This is a genomic window from Pseudofrankia coriaricola (genome assembly GCF_001854805.1).
Lineage (GTDB): Bacteria > Actinomycetota > Actinomycetes > Frankiales > Frankiaceae > Pseudofrankia.
In genome coordinates, this window is the sequence record NZ_MBLO01000245.1 from 1 (window position 1) to 18,451 (window position 18,451).

An 18,451-nucleotide genomic window follows, 5' to 3' on the forward strand; every position below is an offset into this window, starting at 1 on the left:
CTCGGCGAGGGTGAGCAGCGCGCCGTCGCCTCGGCGCTGGGAGTGCTCGAGCCCGCGGCCGCCGCCCGCCCGGCCAGCGGTCCCGGCCTGCGCGTCGAACTCGTCGACGCCACACCGGGCCAACCCGCCAGCGCGCCGCCCGGGCAGCCCGGCGCGGCATCACCGGGCGAGCGTGGCACCGGCCAGCTCGCCGACCACGATCTGGCCGATCTCGTCAACGCCCTGTGGAGCGGCGGTGCCCGCGCGATCACCGTGGGCGGTGTCCGGCTCTCGCCGACCAGCGCGATCCGCACCGCCGGAGAGGCGATCCTCGTCGGCTTCCAGCCCGTCGCCTCGCCGTACCGGATCGATGCCATCGGTGACCCGGCAAGGCTGCTCGCGGCTCTCTTCGGCTCGGCCGCCGGCCGCCGGCTCGCCGATGACCACCTGGCCGGCGCCCGCCTGCGGGCGACCACCACCATGCGCGACCTCACCATGCCCGCCGCGCAGGTGACGCCACCCAGACTCGCGAGGAGGCAGAGCCAGTGATGGCGCCGTGACCCGCCCCGACGCACCGGACCGGCCGGACAAGCCCGAGGACGACGTGGGCGGAGCACCGCGGGTGGGCACCGGGGGAGCCGACGACGCCTACGACGACGCCTACGACGACCCCGTCGGCGCCGCCGACGACGGGGTCGGGGGCCCTGCCGACGGCGGCCGGCCGGAGCGCCGGCGGGCGGCGGTGGGCGCGGCGGCGCCGGCTCTGGCGCTCGTCGCGGGGCTGGTGGCCGGGTTCCTGCTGTTGCCGTCGGCGCCGAGCTGGCTCGCGCCCTACCTGCCAGTCGCGGTGGTGAGCGCGTTGGACGCGCTGGTAGGTGGGCTGCGCGCCGCCCTGGAACGGGTCTTCGACGACCTGGTGTTCGTCGCGTCGCTCCTGACGAACACGGTGGTCGCCGTGCTGCTCGTGCTGCTCGGCGAGCGGCTCGGCGCCGGGGGAGCACTCACGACCGCCGTCGTCATCGTGTTCGGGATCCGGATCTTCACCAACGCCACAGCGCTGCGCCGCCACCTGTTCGGGGTCTAGCCGTGCCCGTCGAACCGCCCGCGCCGCGCGCCGGGACGTCCACGCCCACCGAACCGCCTGTGCCCGACGAGGCGCCGGTGGCCGGGAGCCGGCCCGCGGCGGCTGATCGGCCCGCGGCGGGCGACGGTGGCGAGCCCGCGGAGCAGGCGTCACAGCCGCCCTCACGTCCGCCGGCCGCGAGGGTGGCCGTGACGGTGCTGCTGGCCGCGGTCGGGTTCGCGGTTCCGGTGGCCGTCGACGCCGCGCGGGAGACGGCGCCCGCCGGCACGGGCACGGCGCGCCTTGTCGACCAGGTCGGCGCGCTCGGCGCCGACGGCCGCCGGCTCGCCACCGAGATCGACCGGCTCGAGCAGGAACGGGCCACGCTCGCCTCCGCCACGCCGAACCGGGTGGCGCTCGCCGCCGCGAGCGCCCGCGCCGACGCCCTGGCGATTCTCACCGGCACCGTGCCCGTCGCCGGACCGGGCGTCGAGCTGACCCTCACCGACCCGCGCGGCAACGTCGGCGCCGACGTCCTCGTCGACCTTCTCCAGGAACTGCGCGACGCGGGCGCCGAGGCGGTCGAACTGTCCGGGGTGCGCCTGGTCGCCGAGAGCTACATCGTCAACCGGCCGGGCGGCGGGCTGACCGTCGACGGGAAGGCCGTGCCAGCGCCCTACACGGTGCGCGCGATCGGCGATCCGCACACATTGGCCGAGGCGATGCGGTTCCCCGGCGGCGTGCTCGATACGGTGGCAACCCGCGAGGGTGCGACGACGCGGGTCACCGAGCTTGGCCGGGTCGAGATCCGCGCGGTGAGGTAAGACGGCGCGGCCCGGCCGCGCCGCTGGACTGGCTGGAGGCGGTTGGGCCCATGGGAGGCGACTCGGTGTACCCGGAGGACCTGAAGTACTCGCGCGAGCACGAGTGGGCCCGGGTGGCCGGCGCGACGATGCGTGTCGGCATCACCTCGTACGCCCAGGAGGCGCTCGGCGACATCGTGTACGTGTCGCTGCCGGAGGTCGGGGAGCCGGTCAGGGCCGGCGAGCCGTTCGGCGAGGTGGAGTCGACCAAGAGCGTGTCGGACGTGTACGCGCCGGCGTCCGGCGAGGTGGTCGCCCGCAACGAGGCGCTCGACGGCTCGCCCGAACTGCTCAACTCCGATCCGTACGGCGACGGCTGGCTCATCGAGGTCGCGGTCTCCGACCCGTCGACCCTCGACGAGCTCCTGGACGCCGCCGCCTACGAGGAACACGTCAAGAGCCACTGACGCCCCCGCTGATTCCGGTTCGGGCTGGTTCCGGAGGTTCGGCCTCTTTCCGGGTCGGGGGCGGGATCGGCGGGGACCCCGACGGCCGGGCTGGCCTGGTGCGGGCGGGGTCTGGCCGGTGGTTCCGCGCCGGAGAGGCCGTCGGCGGGCTGGACCGGTGGTCGGGCTGTCGGATGGGCGACAGTCCGACCACAGCGGGGCGCGGAGAGGCACGCGAACGGCCCGCCGGTGCCGGTGGTGGTGGTCTGGCGGCTCGTTGTGGATGTTGTGGATGGTGCCGTGGTGGTCCGTAGAGGTGCCGGTACGATAGTCTCGCCGCCGAGGCCCTGAACGGGCTGTTTTCGGGGCGCCACGCCGGGAGCTGTTGTCGCACCCTTTTCACGAGCCTGCCCCTGATGCACTAGCCTCGGTTGCATCAGTTGGCGGTGGTGGCGCCGTTCGCGGTTGGCGCGGGCGGTGGCCCGGCCCGGGTGACGTGTGTGGGGGGTGGGCGGCTTGGTTCGGCGACCCTCGCGGATTGGGAAGACGACGTTCTCGCCACCAGCGCGGTGGCCCGAGCGGCCGGTGGCCCGTGCCCGCGGGCGTCGGCAGGAGGCGGACGCGACGGTGTTCTGCACGAGGTGCGGACAGCACAACCCGCCCGACGCGCTGTATTGCGCGCGGTGCGGGTCACCCCTGGTACGCCCGGGCGAGCCGGTGGCGCCCGAGCCGCCGCCGGGGGACCAGACGTCCACGCTGAACCTGGCGACCGCCGCCCTGCACCGCGTCGACGGCGACCAGGTCGAGGAGGCCAGCGAGCGGGAGGCGGTAGCCGCGGTCGACGCGCTGCCGCCCGGCTCGGCGCTCCTCGTCGTCAAGCGGGGCCCGAACGCTGGCAGCCGCTTCCTTCTCGACGCGGATCTGACCACCGCCGGCCGGCACCCGGAGAGCGACATCTTCCTCGACGACGTGACCGTGTCCCGCCGGCACGCGGAATTCCTGCGCTCGCCGTACACCAAGGGCTTCACGGTCCGTGACGTCGGCAGTCTCAACGGCACCTACCTGAACCGGGAGCGGATCGACTCCGCCGACCTCACCAGCGGGGACGAGGTGCAGATCGGCAAGTTCCGGCTGGTGTTCCTGACCGGGTCCCCCTACTCGGGGGGTGGTCCGTTGTGAGGGCGGGGGGACCGCGGTGAGCGCCCGGCTGTCGGCCGCGGCGGCGGCCGCGGCGCCAGCTCCGTCGAGCCTGGGCTCAGGCCAGTCCCGGGTCGGGCGGCCAGCGCGTCACACCGGCCGTCCGGTGCCGGACGCCCAGGCGGGCGCCCGGCACAACGCCAAGGTTCTCAACATCGGCGAGGTGCTCGACCGGCTGCGGGTCGACTATCCGGACATCACCCTGTCCAAGATCCGTTACCTGGAGGCCGAGGGCCTGGTCGAGCCGGCCAGGACCAGCGCGAACTACCGCAAGTACTCGGCCGCGGACGTCGTCCGGCTCGCCTACGTCCTGCACGCACAGCGGGAGCGCTACCTGCCGCTGCGTGTGATCAAGGACGAGCTGGCGGCGATGGACCGAGGCGACGTGCCAGCCGCACCGCCTCCCGGCCCGCGCGCGGTGCCGACGACTCCGCCCGCGACCGGCCTGGACGTGCTGCTCGGCGCCGAGCGGGTCCGGATGTCGCGCCGCGAGCTGCTCGCCGCCAGCGGGCTCGACGAGGAGGCGCTCGCCGAACTCGAGCGGCACGGCCTGCTGCGGGCTGTCTCCGGCGGTGGCTACTACGACGCGGACGCGCTGGTCGTCGCCCGTACCGTCGGCCTGCTCGCCGCGCACGGCGTGCAGGCCCGCCACCTGCGGGCCGCCCGCGCCGCCGCCGACCGGGAGGCCGGCCTCATCGAGGCCGCCGTCGCCCCGCTGCGCGCCCCGCGAAGCGCCGGTGCCGCCCCTGACGCCGACGACCTGCCCCGCGACTCGGTCGACGAGCTCGCCCTGCTGCTGGTCCGCCTGCACGCCGCCCTGCTACGCGCCCGCCTCGGCTCCCGGACCTGAGGACGCGATCGGCGGGAGGCGCGCTCGCCGGGAGGTTGTTCGCGAACCCTTCGGGTTCGCTCCCGGACTCCCACGTGATATTGCTCCGGGGCCGAGCCCCGGACCCCGCGTCAGGGGACGCGGTCGGGCTGGCCGATTCGCGGACCTTCGGATTCAGTCCCCGGCTTCCGGGGCGATTTTGCCCAGGGGCCGAGCGCTGAAGCCCGCGCGGCTGACTTCGGCCCGCCGGACCCGGTGCGCGGCAAGGCCCGGGCCGGGATGGCCCCCGTCCGGGTGGCGCGCGGTCTCCGTGCCGACGGGCGGTGGCCGGGTGGTGGTTTTGTGGAGCCGGGCGGTGGCTGGGACCTATGGAACTCGCCGGCGCGCTGACGGGTGGGTCGCGGCGGAGATACTGTCTCCAGAGTGGGGTTTCCGGGCCCGGCCGTTGTGGGTGATGGTCGAGGGCCCGGCGGTGGGGTGGCCGTCCGGGCGAGGCGGGGGTCGACGGGTGTTCCCGGGTCACCCGCACGAGGAGGTAGATCGGTGCATCGGCTGGACATCGTCGGCGTGCGAGTCGAGCTTCCTTCGAAGCAGCCGATCGTCCTGCTCAAGGAGGTCGGTGGCGAGCGGTATCTGCCCATCTGGATCGGTGCCGTCGAGGCCACGGCGATCGCCTTCGCGCAGGAGGGGATCACCACCGCGCGCCCGATGACCCATGACCTGATGCGGGACGTGCTGCGGGCGCTGCAGACGGAGCTCTCCCAGGTGACCATCACCGACCTGCAGGATGGCGTGTTCTTCGCGACCCTGCGGTTCGCCAACGGCGTCGAGGTCTCCGCCCGTCCATCGGACGCGATCGCCCTGGCGATGCGGATGGGCGCGCCGGTCTACGGCGTCGAGGCGGTGCTCGCCGAGGCCGGGATCACCGTTCCCGAGGAGCAGGAGCAGGAACAGGAGAGCGAGCTCGAGAAGTTCCGCGAGTTCCTCGACACGATCTCCCCCGAGGACTTCAATACGCCCGGCTCGTAGCCCGGGGGCTCGCCGTCCCGTCGGCCCCGGCCGCGTTCGACGCGGCCGGGGCCGACCCATGCCCGGGCTCGGTTCCTGCCGCCGCCTGTCGGGGCGAGGCGCTGGGCGCGCTCGCCCCGTGTCGGGCGCTGGGCGCCCTCCTCGCGTGGTTCCGGGCCCTGGCATGTGGCGGTGGTAGGGCTGGGACCGGGCTGACGAGGTGGCTGGGTAGGTATTGCGCCAATGCGCCGTCACCAGCTGTGGCTGGACAGCCGAGCCCATGGGATGGCTGTCCGGCGGTATCCCTCGGCATGTGCGGGGTCGACGGCGTTTGGGCGGTGGCGAGCGGATTGCTGGCGTAGGCTGAAAATCTGATTGGGAGATGCTTGGGCGACGCTGAAGACGTTGTGGGCTGGTTGCGGTGGTTTGCGAAGCGGATGGTGGGCGTTTGTGGTGGGTCCGTCCGGTAGGTGAGTTCTGCCGGCTGGACGGGAGACACGCCGAACTGGATCGTTGAAGGTACGGCGCGGCGCTCCTACGGTCGGGAGGTCCGCGCCGGGCTCGGGTACCGCCGTGTCCGGTTTGGGGGGGACCGACCTGGCGGTCGGGACGAGGTGGCCGCGCCGCGGGGGAGGCCGGTCACGCAGGCGGCGCGCCGGCCAGGCGCGCCCAGAGCGGCGGGCGCGCGCCGAGGGCTCGCGGTCAGAGGAGGCGCGGACATGAATCCGACCTGCCCCCTTGGTGACCTCAGGGACAATGGCCGCGGGGTGTGCGAAGGAAGATCATTTTCGCACACCCTTTGGCTCCCTGGACGCGGCGGCGGTGACGCCGGTCGGTGGCCGGGCCGTCCGGTCCCCGCTGGAGGCGCGAGTGAGAGGTCGGGGGCGTGGCGACCGGGAACGGGACGGCAATGATCGAGCAGGGTGAGCTCTTCCCCGACGAGCTGCCCGGCCCGCCCGGCGACGACGTCGGCTACCGGGGCCCGACCGCCTGCGCCGCCGCCGGCATCACCTACCGGCAGCTGGACTACTGGGCCAGGACCGGGCTGGTGGTGCCAAGCGTGCGCGGCGCGACCGGGTCCGGCAGCCAGCGCCTCTACTCGTTCCGCGACATTCTCGTGCTCCGCGTGGTGCGCAAGCTGCTCGAGGCCGGCGTGTCGCTGCAGAACATCCGCTCCGCCGCCGAGCATGTCCGCAGCCGCGGTGTCGACGACCTCGCCGAGCTCACGCTCATCAGCGACGGCTCGACCGTCTACGAGTGCACCTCCGACGACCAGGTCGTCGATCTGGTCCGGGGCGGGCAGGGCGTGTTCGCGATCGCCGTCGGCCGGGCGGTGCAGGACATGCGCGGCCAGCTCGCCTCGCTGCCCTGCGAGCGCCTCGGCCAGCCGGCCGCCGCCCACCCGGGCGACGAGCTCGCCGGCCGCCGCGCCCGCCGCAGCTCCGCCTAGGCCCTCCGCCTGCCTCCGGGCGGCCGGTGCCCTGTTCTGTCACACCTCGTGCCTACGATGCGTCGGTGAGCGAAAGTGACGCGCCCGCCGTCCTCATGGAGGGCGTGCGGAAGAACTACGGAAGCACCCAGGCGCTCGCCGGGCTGGACCTGACCGTCGCCGCCGGAACCGTGCACGGGCTGCTCGGACCGAACGGCGCCGGCAAGACGACGGCGGTGCGCATCCTGACGACGCTGCTGCGCCCGGACGCCGGGCGTGCCGAGGTGCTCGGCCTCGACGTGGCCCGCTCGGCGGCCGCGCTGCGCGGCCGCATCGGCCTTACCGGCCAGTACGCGGCCGTCGACGAACGGCTGACCGGCCTGGAGAACCTGGAGATGTTCGGCCGGCTCTACCGGCTACCGGCCCGCCGGGCCAGGGCGCGGGCCATGGAGCTGCTCGAGCGGTTCGACCTCGCCGACGCCGCCCGCCGCATGTCGGGCACCTACTCGGGCGGCATGCGCCGTCGGCTCGACCTCGCGGCGAGCCTCATCATCGCCCCGCCGATGCTCTTCCTCGACGAGCCGACCACCGGGCTGGACCCGCGCGGCCGGATCGGGATGTGGGAGGTCATCGGCGACCTGGTCCGCGACGGCACGACCGTGCTGCTGACCACGCAGTACCTGGAGGAGGCCGACCAGCTCGCCGACCAGATCTCGGTCATCGACGGCGGCCGGGTGATCGCCGAGGGCACCGCCGACGAGCTGAAGGCCCGGATCGGCGGCCACCAACTCGACATCGAGGTCGCCCGCGGCGGCGACCTGACCGCCGCGGCCGGGGTGCTCGCCGGCGTCGGGACCGGCGAGGTCACCGTCGACGAGCAGAGCCGGCGGCTGTCGGTCCCGGTGCCGGGCGCGAGCGTGCTCGCGGAGGTCGTGCGCGGGCTGGACGCGGCCGGCGTGGCGCTCGTCGACGTCGCGCTGCACCGGCCTTCCCTCGACGACGTGTTCCTCAGCCTGACCGGCCGGGCCTCCGGCGCCGCGGCCCACGACGGCGGCGGCGCTGCCTCCGACACCCCGCCCGCCCAGGGCGGGGGCTCCGAGCCACAGGACCTGGTGACGACGTGACGACGACCGAGACCGCGGTGTTCGGGAAGGTGCCTCCCGACGGGAGCCCGGCGGGTGCGGCCGGCTCCAGGTCGGCGGTGGACCTGACGCCCGCGAGCAGGAGCGGGCTGTTCTGGGTGACCTCGGACGCCTGGCTGCTGGCGAAACGCAGCCTGATCCACACCTGGCGGGTGCCGGACGTGCTGGTCTTCTCGTCGGTGCAGCCAGTGCTGTTCGTGCTGCTGTTCACCTACGTCTTCGGCGGCGCGATCGACGTCGGCCCCGGCAAGAACTACGTCGACTACCTGATGCCGGGCGTGTTCGCGCAGACGGTCGTGTTCGGCGCCATGCTGACCGGGATGGGCCTGGCCACCGACAAGCAGAACGGACTGCTCGACCGGTTCCGGTCGTTGCCGATGGCCCGTTCCGCGCTGCTCACCGGCCGGACCCTGGCCGACCTGGTCCGCAACACGTTCATCGTGCTGCTCATGCTCGCCGTCGGCCTCGCCGTGGGCTTCCGTTTCCACGACACCTCCGCGCCCGAGGTGATCGCGGGCTTCGCGGTGCTGCTGCTGTTCTCCTACGCGTTCTCGTGGATCTCGGCGACGATCGGGATGGCGGTCAGCAACCCGGAGGCTGCGCAGTCGGGTGGCCTCATCTGGGTGTTCCCGCTGGTGTTCGCCAGTTCCGCGTTCGCGCCGGTGGACACGATGCCGGGCTGGCTGCAGGCGTTCGCGAAGCACCAGCCGGTGTCGGTCACGATCGACGCGTCCCGGGCCCTGTTCCAGGGCGGCCCGCTGGCGACGCCGCTGATCTCCTCGGTCGCCTGGAGCGTCGGCATCATCGCCGTCTTCGGCCCGCTGGCGGTCCGCGTCTACCGCCGCAGCACCAGCCGCTGAATCCAGGTGGGACGCAGGGCTGGCATGTGATATGCGAACCAGCCACAAATAGTGACAGCGCATCGGCGCAGTGCCAACGTGGCCACGTCCTCCGTCCGGCACCGGCCCAGCCACCGCCATATGCCTGTACCCGGCACCACGCAGGGAGGAGGACGCTCAGCGTCCCGGACCTCTCAGATCGACTCCGCAAGCTCCGTCGATCCGGCAGGGACCCCGGATCCGACAGGAACCCCGAGGCAGGCGGCGCGTTCAGCGCCCGCCGCCTCAGGTGCGGCCCTCGACCTCTTGGGCGTTCTTGAGGGTGTCCTCGTACGGCAGCCAGTCGGCGTGGACGACGGGCCAGCCGTCGTCGAGCAGGAGGGTGACCACGGCGGGGTCGTCGTCGACGACCACGGCGACGTGCCGGGCCCGGCCGAGGCGGCGCAGCTCGGCGCGCTTGAAGACGCGGGCCGAGCGGCGGTCGTCATCGGGGCGCATCCGCAACGTCCCGATCGGCAGCCCGTGGGCGGTGAGCCAGCGTTCCGTGTCGGCGCGCGAGCGTTCCGGCCGGCCCGTCAGCCACACCACGTCGTGGTCGGCGGCGAGGCCCAGGACCAGGTCGACGCCCTGCGGCAGCGGCGGGTCGGCGGTCGCGGCGGCGAAGAAGGCATTCCAGTCGCCCGGGCGCTGGCGCAGGAAGCCGAGCCGGTGCCGGACGTCCGCGACCACACCGTCCACGTCGATCACCGCGACCGGCCGCTCCCCGCCCGCCTCGCCGGCCCCGCCCGCCTCGTCCACGCTCGTCCTCCCTCGCAGGCCCGGCCTCCGGCCGGTGGCCCCGCCGGCACCCGGGTGCCACCCCCGCACGCCCGCCTTGTCCGTTCCATACTGGCTGGCTCCGCTGCCGTCCCTCGGCCCCGGGGGGTATGCCGCCGCCGGCCGGCCCGTGGCGGCGGGCGCCTGGCCCGAGCCGCCGAGGGAAGCCGTGGTGCCGGGGAAGGTCGTCGGGCGGACCGGTCAGCAGCGGAAGACGAGTGGACACAGCCCGGGGGGCGGGCGGGCGGTCACATCACGGCGCCCTCCGGTACGGTCCAGACGGCGTGGGTCATGCTGCCCGACAACGGAGTCACGACCGGAGTCCGGCAAAGGGTCGCGGGCGTCCGGCCTTTGTGGGCTAGCGTGAGTGTTGACGTTGGTAGCCACCTGGCGGCTGCCGTCCGAGTCGGCACCGGCGCCGCGTCAACGTCACGCCATCGGCGCGGAGCGGGGAGGTTTGCGGTGTCGGGCAGCCGGCGGGCACGCACGCTCGCGGCGGCCGTCCAGTCCTCGCTGGCCGGGGCGCTCGCCGTCGCCGACCGGCTGGACCGACGGGCCGACCGGCTCACCGGCGCGTCCGCGGATGCCGACGCACCCGAGGGCGCCGGTGGTCGGGCGGCGCTCGGGACGGCGTTCACGGAGGCGACCGAGCTGGTGTACGCGCAGGCCCGGGGCCTGGCGAGCGCGGGCTGGGGGGCGTCGGCGTGGTCCGTGTTCACCGCCCCCGGCTCCGCGGGCGCCGCCGGCTCCCCGGGCCTGGCGGCCGGTGCCGCGGGGCGGTTCCGGCCGGGGCTGTGGCGGGTCGGGCGGGTGCTGGCGCCGGTGGGGAGCAAAGCTGTGCCGCTGGCGGTACCGCTGCTCGACGCCGGTAACCTGCGGGTCACCGCCCCCAGAGCCCGGCGCGCCGAGGCGGTCGAGCTGGTGCGCGGGCTGCTCACCCGGGTGCTGGCGGAGGTGCCGCCGGGCCGGGTGGAGCTCACCGTCTACGACCCGTTCGAGCTGGGCGCCGGGATCGCCGGGTTCGCGCCGCTGCGGGCCGCCGGCGTCGTCGGTCCGACGCTGACCACCCGCGCCGCGCTGGAGACGGCGCTCGCGGAGCTGTCCGGCCATGTCGGGCGGGTGACCGTCGACCGGCTCGGCGGCTCGTTCGCGACGCTGCGTGAGCGGGAGGACGCCGGGCTGCCGCGGTCCGAGCCGTGGCGGGTGCTGGTGCTGCTGGCCTGGCCGTCGCTGCCCGACGAGGCGTCCCGGTCCCTGCTGGGCCTGGCCGCGCAGGGGCCCGCGTGTGGCGTGCACATCGTCGCGGTGACCGAGCCCGACGACCCCGACGCCGCCCCGACGGGCCGCCCAGCCGTCGGGCCGCTGCCGAACGAGGCGTCGCTGCTCACGGCCGGCCCCGCGCGGTGGCGCTGCTCGCTCGCGCCCGGCCTGGACTGCGCGCTGGACGCCCCGCCGCCGGCCGAGCTGGTCGCCGCCGTCGCGGGGTCGGTGGCCGCGACGGCCGCCGACGCGGCCGCCCGGGCGCCGGGGCTCGGCGCGCTGCTGCCCGACGGGCTGTGGGAGTACGACAGCGCCGCGGGGATCTCGGTGCCGGTCGGCTTCGGCGCCGACGGCCCCTGCCTGCTCGGCTTCGACGACGACACCGTGCACGGCCTGGTCGGCGGGCAGGCCGGCGCGGGCAAGTCCACCCTGCTGCTCGCGATCATCTACGGGCTGGCCGCCCGCTACGGCCCGGACCAGCTGCGCATGCACCTGCTGGACTTCAAGGAGGGCCTGGAGTTCGCCCAGTTCGGGCCGCGCGAGCGCGACCCGTTCTTCCTCCCGCACGCCGACACGGTCGGGATGGACAGCGACCGGGAGTTCGGCGTCGCGGTGCTGCGCCACGTCCGCGGCGAGATGTCCCGGCGGGCGGTGGCGATGCGCGCCGCCGGCGCCCGCGACCTGCGCGGACTGCGCGCGAACGACCGCACCAGCGCCTGGCCGCGGATCCTCATCGTCGTCGACGAGTTCCAGGTGATGCTCACCCCGCTCGACCCGGTCGCCCGGGAGGCGGTCGCCCACCTGGAGACGCTCGCCCGCCAGGGCCGCGCCTACGGCATCCACCTGCTGCTGGCCAGCCAGACGCTGTCGGGCATCGACGCGCTCGACGCGACCGCCGGCAAGCGCGGGTCGATCTTCGGCCAGTTCGCGCTGCGGGTGGCGCTGCGCACGTCGATCAGCGAGTCGCGGGTGCTGCTCTCGACGAACAACGAGGCCGCGGGCGCGCTGTCGGGCGTCGGCCAGGCGGTCGTGAACCGGCGCAACGGCCACCCGGCCGGCAACGAGCTGATCCGGGTCGCCCGGCCCGACACCGACACGCTCGCCGTGCTGCGCCCCAGCCTGGCGAAGGCGCTCGCCGCCACCGTCGACGACCCGCGCCCGCCGCGGGTCTTCGTCGGCCACGCCCCCGCCGTGCTGGACACGAACCCCGCGTTCGCCGCGCTGCGTGTCCCCGCGCCGGCGCTGGGCCCGGCGGCGCCGGCCGACCCGGTGGCGCTCGTCGGCGCCCCGCTGGACCTCACGCCGCCGGCCGTCGGGGTGCGGCTGTCGGCCCAGCCGGGCCGGAACCTCGCTGTCCTCGGCCCGCTGCGCCGGGAGGCGGTCGGCGTGCTGCAGGCGGCGGTGCGCAGCGTCGCCGCCCAGGCGGGTCCCGGCGGGCTGCGCGTCGACCTGGTCGCGGCGAGCCTGGAGACCCTCGGTGCGGTCGACGACCTGGCCGCGGCGCTGCGGGCCGCCGGGACGGCGGTGACCGTCACCGGGATGACGGGGCTTGCTGGCGTCGTCACCGAGACCGCGGCCGAGGTGGCCCGGCGCGAGGACGTGGGGCACACCGGCGAGGGCCGCGCCGGCTTCCCGCTGCGGCTGCTGGTGCTGTTCGCCGCGGACGCCGGCCGGGCGGCGCTGGAGGCGCCCAGCGGCTCCGGGCGGCGCACCGGGCTCGACGACCTGCGGCTGGTGACCCGGCGCGGCCCGGCCGTGCGGGTCCACGTGCTCGGCTGGTGGCGCGGGCCGTCGCGGCTGCTCGACGACCTGGGGCCCGGCCACCGCGACGACGTCGCCGCCTGGGTGTCGGTCGGGGTGTCCGGCGGCGACCTGTTCGCCCTGGCCGGGCACCGCACGGTCGCCGCGGGCACGGCGTCCAACCGGGGGGTGCTGTTCGACCGGCATGTCAGGGCGGAACCGCACACCGTCGTCCCGTTTGCCCCCCTGGATGCGGGGGATGGCGACGACGCCGCCCGCGCGTTCGGCGCGGCGAAGGACCCGGCGGGCGCGTTCGGCGCGGCGGGCGAGCTAGGAGGGAGCGGGGCCAGTGGCTGACCATGACCGGATCGTCCCGTGGTTCCCCGACGTCGACCTCGACGTCCCGGCGGCCCCCGCGGCCCGTGCGCCCCGCGCGCCGGCCCGGCCGCTGGGAGCCCGCCGCCGGCCCGCCTCGACCGGCCACGAGCCGGCTCGGGCCGTGCCCGGTGGTGCCCAGGAGCCGCCCGGCGCCAGCCTGGGCGAGGCCGGCGGCCATGGCCCGGCCGGTCTGGCGGCCGGCGCCGACCTCGACGGCTACGCCCACGCTGGCGACCACGACCCGGCGGGCGGCCGCGCGTACGCGCTGGGCGGCGGCCCTGGCGACGTCGACGACGACTACGCAGGCCTCGACTACAGCCTCGCGGGCCACGGCCTCGTCGACGTCGCCGGGGCCGGCCACCCCGGCCCTGGCCCTGGCGGCGGGGCCGAGGGCCTCGGCGCGGGGGCTGGGCACGCCGGAGCGGGCGGCCAGCCGGCCAGCGGGTCGGGGGCGCTGCTGCCCGCGCTCCCGCGACCGGTGCCGGCCGCCGCCGGCCCGGCGCCGTCCCACCCGGGCCAGCCCACTGGCCCCGCGGGCGCGCCCGGCTGGCCCGGTGACCCCGCCGGGCAGGAGCTGCTCGACCCGCGGGTCGCGGCCCGCCGGTTCGCGAACCTGCTCGCCGACGAGGACCGGGCCCGCGGGGAGTGGGAGGCGCGGCTGCGGGCGGGCCATGAGGAGGCGCTCGCGCTTGCCGAGAGCTACCGGGATGCCGCGGCCGAGATCCGCGGCCAGGTCCGCAGGGTGTGGGGGCAGGTCTCCGAGTCCCTCGCGCCGTTCGGCGTCGACAACCTGGACCAGGTGCGCGGCAGCGCGCCGGCCACCGAGGCGCTCCCCGGCATCGGTCTCGGTGACGAGGGGACCGGCCGGCGGTCGCTGCCGCCGCGCCGCGACGGCAGCGGCCGCCGCGCCGACGCGACCCCGGCTCGGGCGGGCCGGCATGCCGCGGCCAGCGGGCTCCGGCCGACCGGCGCACCAGCCGCCGTGAGCGGCCCGGCCGAGGACGGGCCGCTGGACGTCGCCGCGGAGGCCGACCAGGCCCGCCGGCTGTGGATGCGGGCGCTGGCCACCGCCGCGGAGCTGCGGGGCGTGCAACGCGCCTCCTCCAGCCTGTCGATCGGCCTGGTGACCGCCGGGACGTGCGTCCTGGCGGGCCTGCTCAGCGCCGCGGCGCGGCTGTTCCTCGACACGGACGGGCTGCCGTGCCTGGCCGCGGGGCTCATCGCCGGCGCCGCGCTGGTGAGTGTGGCGACCGACGGCGGGGCGAAGGCGGCGGTGCGCTCGGCGCTGCTGTCCGCCGGGACCGCCGGCGCGGTGGTGCTGGCGACGGCCCGGGTCGCGCCGACGGCGCCCGCGGCGATCATCCTGTCGCTCGCGTCGCTGGCCGCCGCGGTCCGGTTCGGCCTGGGTTTCGGAGCGTCGAAGCCAGAGCAGCCGGCCGCCGGCGGGGGCGCGGGGCGGCGCCGCTAGCCTCCGTGGGGGTCGTCCGGCGGCGCGGCGGGGGAGCGCCGGCGGCCGGCACGCCCGACGGCTGGGTGGGGGGTAGGCAGGCGGGGGCCGGAAGGAACGGGGCATGGGGTGTCAGGCTCGATCGCTGAGGTCAAGGCGCAGCTGGACGAGGCGTTCCGGCGGACCGAGGAGGTCGCCGGCCAGCTCGAGGGCGCGCTGACCCTGCTGGAGGAGGCGCAGGCGATGGTGATCGCCGCGACGGACGGCAGCGAGCACCACGCGGTCGAGCTGCTCACCAGCGCCCTCGTCGACACCCGGGACACGCTGGCGAACTCGCTCGCCTCGCTCGGCTCCGCGGTCCAGGAAGTGCGCGACTACCGCGACAGCCTCTAGGCGCGCGGCCGGTCCGGCTGGGCTTGGCCCGGCACGACACGACACGCCCGACCGCGTGGTGCACCCGAATGTCGCCTGTGCCACAGGGGATCGTGGTGTGGGCGTCCGGCAGTGGTAGTAACCGCGTGAAGGGTTGGGTAACAACCGACCAGCGGGGTCGCAACCCGGTGCGCCCGACCCCGGCGGCTGGCTACAGTCCGAATTGACACCCGTGCGGTCGAGTGTTCGTCGCACGAACATGCCCGGGCCGTCCGCCGGTCCCGGGTGGTGTGGACCTGACACACCGAGGCTCCGAGCCGAGGAGCTCGCGCTGCACCGGACGAGGCCTGACGCCTGGGACGCGTGAGCGGGAGACGAGGTCGCTCACCGGAAGGAGGCAGTGCGGGCATCTGACAAGACACGGCCTTTCCCGGCCGGGGCTCCCGGGGAGGCGTCCGGGGCGCGACCACCTAGATCGCGCCTATTTCGGCATATCCGGGACCTTTCCAGGCTCAGGGCAGGCGGGACCGCCGCCCGAGGGCCGCCGGAGCATGGTCAGGAACCACCGTGCTCCCTCATGCCGAACAAGCGAAACTGAACAGAGACCACCAGGAGGGCCTCCCCACGTGGCGCACATCGATGTGCTTGACCTGCCGCTGGTGCTGTTGTCGAACCGAGGTCCGGTCAGCTTCGACCGGGACGCCTCGGGCCGTACCGTCAACCGGGGCGCGGGCGGACTGGTCTCCGCGCTGGCGGGCCTCGCCGAGCATCTCGAGGACGCTGTCTGGGTCTGCGGTGCGGCGACCGAGGAGGACGCCGCCGTAGCCCGCGAGGCCACCGGCCAGGCGCTGCTCGTGCAGACCCATCCCATCCCGCACCTGGTCGACCCCCGCTTCGGGGACGCCGTGCCCGACGGGCCGGCGATCAAGGTCCGGATGGTCGTCACCGACCCCGCCGCCTACGCGGACTTCTACTCGATCTGGTCGAACCCGATCCTGTGGTTCGTCCAGCACGGCCTCTACGGCCGCTCCCTTTCGCCGGTGCTGACGCAGGCGGAGCACGACGCCTTCGAGAACGGCTACGTCGTCGTCAACCGGGCCTATGCCGACGCGGTGGCCGACGAGGTGCGCGCCCGCGGCGGCAAGGCGCTCGTCCTGCTACAGGACTATCACTTCTACCTGGTCGCGGAGCACGTCCGTCAGCAGTGCCCCGACGTCGTGCTCACCCATTTCGTCCACATCCCGTGGCCGGGGCCGGACGAGTGGCGGGTGCTGCCCGCCGACATCCGGGAGCGGCTGCTGACCGGGCTGCTCGGAAGCGACGTCGTCGGCTTCCACACCCGGCGCTACGCACGCAACTTCGTGCTGTGCGCTGGCGAGCTGCTCGGCCTGCCGACCGATCTCGACGCCCTGACGATCACCGTTGGTGATCGGACGGTGCGGGCTCGCTACTACCCGATCTCGGTGGACCCGGCGGCGCTGGACACGACGCTGGCCAGCGAGCAGGTCAACGCCCATGTGGCGATGCTGCGCTACATCTTCCTCGACGAGGACCGGCAGCTGATGCTGCGGGTCGACCGGACCGACCCGAGCAAGAACGTGGTGCGCGGGTTCCTCGCGTTCGGCACGCTTCTCGAGCAGCACCCCGAGCTGGTCGGGAAGGTCAGCTTCCTGGCACTGCTGCAGCCGAGCCGCACCGACGTGCCCGAGTACGCCGACTACATCGCGTTGATCGGCGGCGTCGTCGCCGAGATCAACGCGAAGTACACGAAGGAAGGCCGCCAGCCGATCGACCTGCGGATGGTGGAGGACTTCCCCCTCGCGGTCGCGGCCTATTCGATCTGCGACGTGCTGGTCGTCAACGCGATCGCGGACGGGATGAACCTGGTCGCCAAGGAGGTCGCGGTCGTCAACCGGCGCGGCGGGGTGCTGGCGCTGTCGGAGACGGCGGGCGCGCACGAGGAACTCGGCGAGTTCGCCGTCACCCTGCACCCGTTCGACATCCAGCAGATGGCCGACGCCTTCTACACGGCGCTGACCATGCCGCTGGAAGAGCGTCACCGCCGGCTGGCCGCGGCGGCCGAACAGGTCCGTACCCACGACGTGGCTCGGTGGCTGGGAGACCAGCTCACCGATCTGCGCCGCATCGCCGGCTTCGCCTGATCCCGCCGCCCGGCCTCGCGTGCCCCGGCCCCGTCCAGGCCTGGGCACGCACCCGGGGCCTGGCCACGTACCCGGCGTCTCCCATGCCGTGCTGCCTGGTGCCGGGCGGGACGCGGATCCGGTGGATTGTCCGTGTTCGGGCGGTGGCAGGTGCTACGGGCGGCGGACGGGGAACGATGACGCGGAGCGCGCGTCCGCGCGCCGCCCGGCGGTGGCCGGGCGAGGAGCGCTCCGGGTGACTGGGGGTCGATGGCGATGGTGGGAACGATGCGGGGCACCGAGGAGCGGGCGCGTCCGGCGGCGGGCCGCGAGGGCCAGCCGGCGGCCCGGCCAGCGGGCCGTCAGCCGGGAAACCGCCAGCCGGGGGGCCGGTCCGGGCATCACCGGGCCAACGTCGGCTCCTGGGTCGCCGTCCTTCTGATCATCGTCGGGTTTGGGACCGGCGCGTTCGCGCTGGCGACCCACCTGGTGGCGCTGTGGATCCTGACCGGGGTGGCGCTGGTCGCCGGCGGGGCCATCGCGCTGGCCTCCCGGATCATGGACCAGGCCTACTACTGACGGGGCCTGGAGGCGACGGAGCGCGGCGGCGGCGCTAGAGGGCCAAAGGAGGTGCGAAAATGTTCTTCCTTCGCACCTCCGGCGGCCCCCGTCCCCAGGAGAACTAGAGGGCCAAAGGAGGTGCGAAAATGTTCTTCCTTCGCACCTCCGGCGGCCCCCGTCCCCAGGAGAACTAGAGGGCGTGGCGCAGGCCGCGCGGGGTGACGAAGGAGCCGAAGCGGGTACTGGCCGGGCCGAGTTCGGCCCAGCGTCGCGTTCCCAGGTCCAGTACGGCGAGCGCCGCGGTCGGGAAGGTGGGGATCTTCACCCGGTCCGGCGGCGGGAGCAGGCCCACGGCCAGCGCGTGGATGCCCGGATTGTGCCCGAGGAGCAGGATGTTCGGTACGCCGTCGTCGACCTCGCGCAGCCGGGCGAGCAGCTCGTCCGGCCCGGCGAGGTAGAGCCGGTCCTCGGTGAGGACGGGAACCTCGGGCGGGAGTGCGGAGGCGATCCGCTGCAGGGTCTGGCGCGTGCGCAGCGCCGACGAGCAAAGGATCAGGTCGGGGGCGAGCCGCTCGACGCCGATGTGCTCGGCGACGAGCTTGCAGGCCTCGCGGCCGTCGCGGGACAGCGGCCGCTCGGCGTCGGGCGTCTCCGCGTCGGCCCAGTCGGACTTGGCGTGGCGCAGCAGCATCAGCCGCCGGCTGGCGCTTACCACCGGGCCGCCCCGGACCTGCCGGATCGCCGAAGCCGATCCGACAGGAACCCCGCGCCGGCGCGGCCGGCCGGGCGCGGAACCTGGCGAGGGGAGCGGCTGGGGACGCCCGGGGCGTCACCGGACACAGGTCCTCCTCGCATGTGGTGACGGACTGTAGCCGCGGCCGCCGTCGCCACGGGGGCCGCCGACCCGGCGGGCGAGTGTGTACGGCCCAGACAAGGCTATTCCGAACGCGCAGGACACGGAAGCGGGGTACCCACGCCGATGGGTGTGGGTACCCCGCCTG

Annotated in this window: 17 protein-coding genes; 15 read left to right on the plus strand and 2 right to left on the minus strand. The window is 75.0% G+C overall.

Annotated features, from left to right (window positions below; translation table 11 throughout):
• The 10 genes from BCD48_RS34245 to BCD48_RS34290 all read left to right on the plus strand — a co-directional run.
• On the plus strand, window positions 1-528 hold a 528-nt coding region (locus BCD48_RS34245), incomplete at its 5' end, for a DUF881 domain-containing protein (protein WP_083419628.1).
• Window positions 529-535: 7 nt separating this feature from the next.
• The gene (locus BCD48_RS56930; protein ID WP_083419629.1) at window positions 536-1,063 is read left to right on the plus strand and encodes a small basic family protein; all 528 of its coding nucleotides are present in this window, start codon (window positions 536-538) and stop codon (window positions 1,061-1,063) included.
• A 2-nt stretch (window positions 1,064-1,065) separates the two neighbouring features.
• Window positions 1,066-1,866, plus strand: a complete 801-nt coding sequence (locus BCD48_RS34255) for a DUF881 domain-containing protein (protein ID WP_241842220.1) — start codon at window positions 1,066-1,068, stop codon at window positions 1,864-1,866.
• 50 nt (window positions 1,867-1,916) lie between these two features.
• Window positions 1,917-2,312, plus strand: a complete 396-nt coding sequence (gene gcvH, locus BCD48_RS34260; protein WP_198543509.1) for a glycine cleavage system protein GcvH — start codon at window positions 1,917-1,919, stop codon at window positions 2,310-2,312.
• A gap of 606 nt (window positions 2,313-2,918) precedes the next feature.
• On the plus strand, window positions 2,919-3,470 hold the full coding sequence (locus BCD48_RS34265; RefSeq protein WP_071052554.1) for an FHA domain-containing protein: 552 nt from the start codon (window positions 2,919-2,921) through the stop codon (window positions 3,468-3,470).
• A 16-nt stretch (window positions 3,471-3,486) separates the two neighbouring features.
• Entirely contained in the window at window positions 3,487-4,338 is an 852-nt protein-coding gene (gene ftsR / locus BCD48_RS34270; protein ID WP_071052539.1) for a transcriptional regulator FtsR, read from the plus strand.
• 522 nt (window positions 4,339-4,860) lie between these two features.
• A complete protein-coding gene (locus BCD48_RS34275) occupies window positions 4,861-5,346 on the plus strand; it encodes a bifunctional nuclease family protein (protein WP_071052540.1) in 486 nt (161 codons plus the stop codon).
• Window positions 5,347-6,235: 889 nt separating this feature from the next.
• Entirely contained in the window at window positions 6,236-6,775 is a 540-nt protein-coding gene (locus BCD48_RS34280; protein ID WP_071052541.1) for a MerR family transcriptional regulator, read from the plus strand.
• 95 nt (window positions 6,776-6,870) lie between these two features.
• Window positions 6,871-7,878, plus strand: a complete 1,008-nt coding sequence (locus tag BCD48_RS34285) for an ATP-binding cassette domain-containing protein (RefSeq protein ID WP_071052542.1) — start codon at window positions 6,871-6,873, stop codon at window positions 7,876-7,878.
• 29 nt (window positions 7,879-7,907) lie between these two features.
• Entirely contained in the window at window positions 7,908-8,756 is an 849-nt protein-coding gene (locus tag BCD48_RS34290) for an ABC transporter permease (protein WP_071052556.1), read from the plus strand.
• Window positions 8,757-9,020: 264 nt separating this feature from the next.
• Here BCD48_RS34290 and BCD48_RS34295 read toward each other — a convergent pair whose 3' ends face one another.
• Entirely contained in the window at window positions 9,021-9,533 is a 513-nt protein-coding gene (locus BCD48_RS34295) for a phosphatase domain-containing protein (protein ID WP_071052543.1), read from the minus strand.
• A gap of 480 nt (window positions 9,534-10,013) precedes the next feature.
• On the opposite strand from BCD48_RS34295, the gene BCD48_RS34300 reads away from it, so the two are divergent.
• The 5 genes from BCD48_RS34300 (at window position 10,014) to BCD48_RS34320 (ending at window position 17,468) form a co-directional block, all read left to right on the plus strand.
• Window positions 10,014-12,908, plus strand: coding sequence for an FtsK/SpoIIIE domain-containing protein (locus BCD48_RS34300; RefSeq protein WP_083419630.1), 2,895 nt, complete (start codon window positions 10,014-10,016; stop codon window positions 12,906-12,908).
• Window positions 12,901-14,397 (plus strand): hypothetical protein, encoded by a 1,497-nt coding sequence (locus BCD48_RS34305; RefSeq protein ID WP_071052544.1) that lies wholly within the window; start codon window positions 12,901-12,903, stop codon window positions 14,395-14,397. The genes BCD48_RS34300 and BCD48_RS34305 overlap by 8 nt, the downstream gene beginning before the upstream one ends.
• A 108-nt stretch (window positions 14,398-14,505) precedes the next feature.
• Window positions 14,506-14,769 carry a hypothetical protein gene (locus tag BCD48_RS34310; protein ID WP_071052545.1) on the plus strand — a complete coding sequence of 88 codons (264 nt, stop codon included), beginning with the start codon at window positions 14,506-14,508 and terminating at the stop codon, window positions 14,767-14,769.
• 605 nt (window positions 14,770-15,374) lie between these two features.
• Window positions 15,375-16,910, plus strand: coding sequence for an alpha,alpha-trehalose-phosphate synthase (UDP-forming) (locus BCD48_RS34315; protein WP_071052546.1), 1,536 nt, complete (start codon window positions 15,375-15,377; stop codon window positions 16,908-16,910).
• A gap of 267 nt (window positions 16,911-17,177) precedes the next feature.
• Window positions 17,178-17,468 carry a hypothetical protein gene (locus BCD48_RS34320; RefSeq protein WP_131804156.1) on the plus strand — a complete coding sequence of 97 codons (291 nt, stop codon included), beginning with the start codon at window positions 17,178-17,180 and terminating at the stop codon, window positions 17,466-17,468.
• Window positions 17,469-17,640: 172 nt separating this feature from the next.
• Here the strand turns inward: BCD48_RS34320 and BCD48_RS34325 are convergent, their stop codons facing one another.
• A complete protein-coding gene (locus BCD48_RS34325) occupies window positions 17,641-18,141 on the minus strand; it encodes a SixA phosphatase family protein (protein ID WP_071052558.1) in 501 nt (166 codons plus the stop codon).
• Between the last annotated feature and the right edge of the window lie 310 nt (window positions 18,142-18,451).

Excerpts from the sequence above, each read along its gene's own strand:
- gcvH (WP_198543509.1), top strand. The coding sequence starts at position 1,917 with ATGGGAGGCGACTCGGTGTACCCGGAGGACCTGAAGTACTCGCGCGAG.
- BCD48_RS34280 (WP_071052541.1), top strand. The coding sequence starts at position 6,236 with ATGATCGAGCAGGGTGAGCTCTTCCCCGACGAGCTGCCCGGCCCGCCC.
- BCD48_RS34285 (WP_071052542.1), top strand. The coding sequence starts at position 6,871 with ATGGAGGGCGTGCGGAAGAACTACGGAAGCACCCAGGCGCTCGCCGGG.
- BCD48_RS34320 (WP_131804156.1), top strand. The coding sequence starts at position 17,178 with ATGCGGGGCACCGAGGAGCGGGCGCGTCCGGCGGCGGGCCGCGAGGGC.
- BCD48_RS34325 (WP_071052558.1), bottom strand. The coding sequence starts at position 18,141 with ATGCTGCTGCGCCACGCCAAGTCCGACTGGGCCGACGCGGAGACGCCC.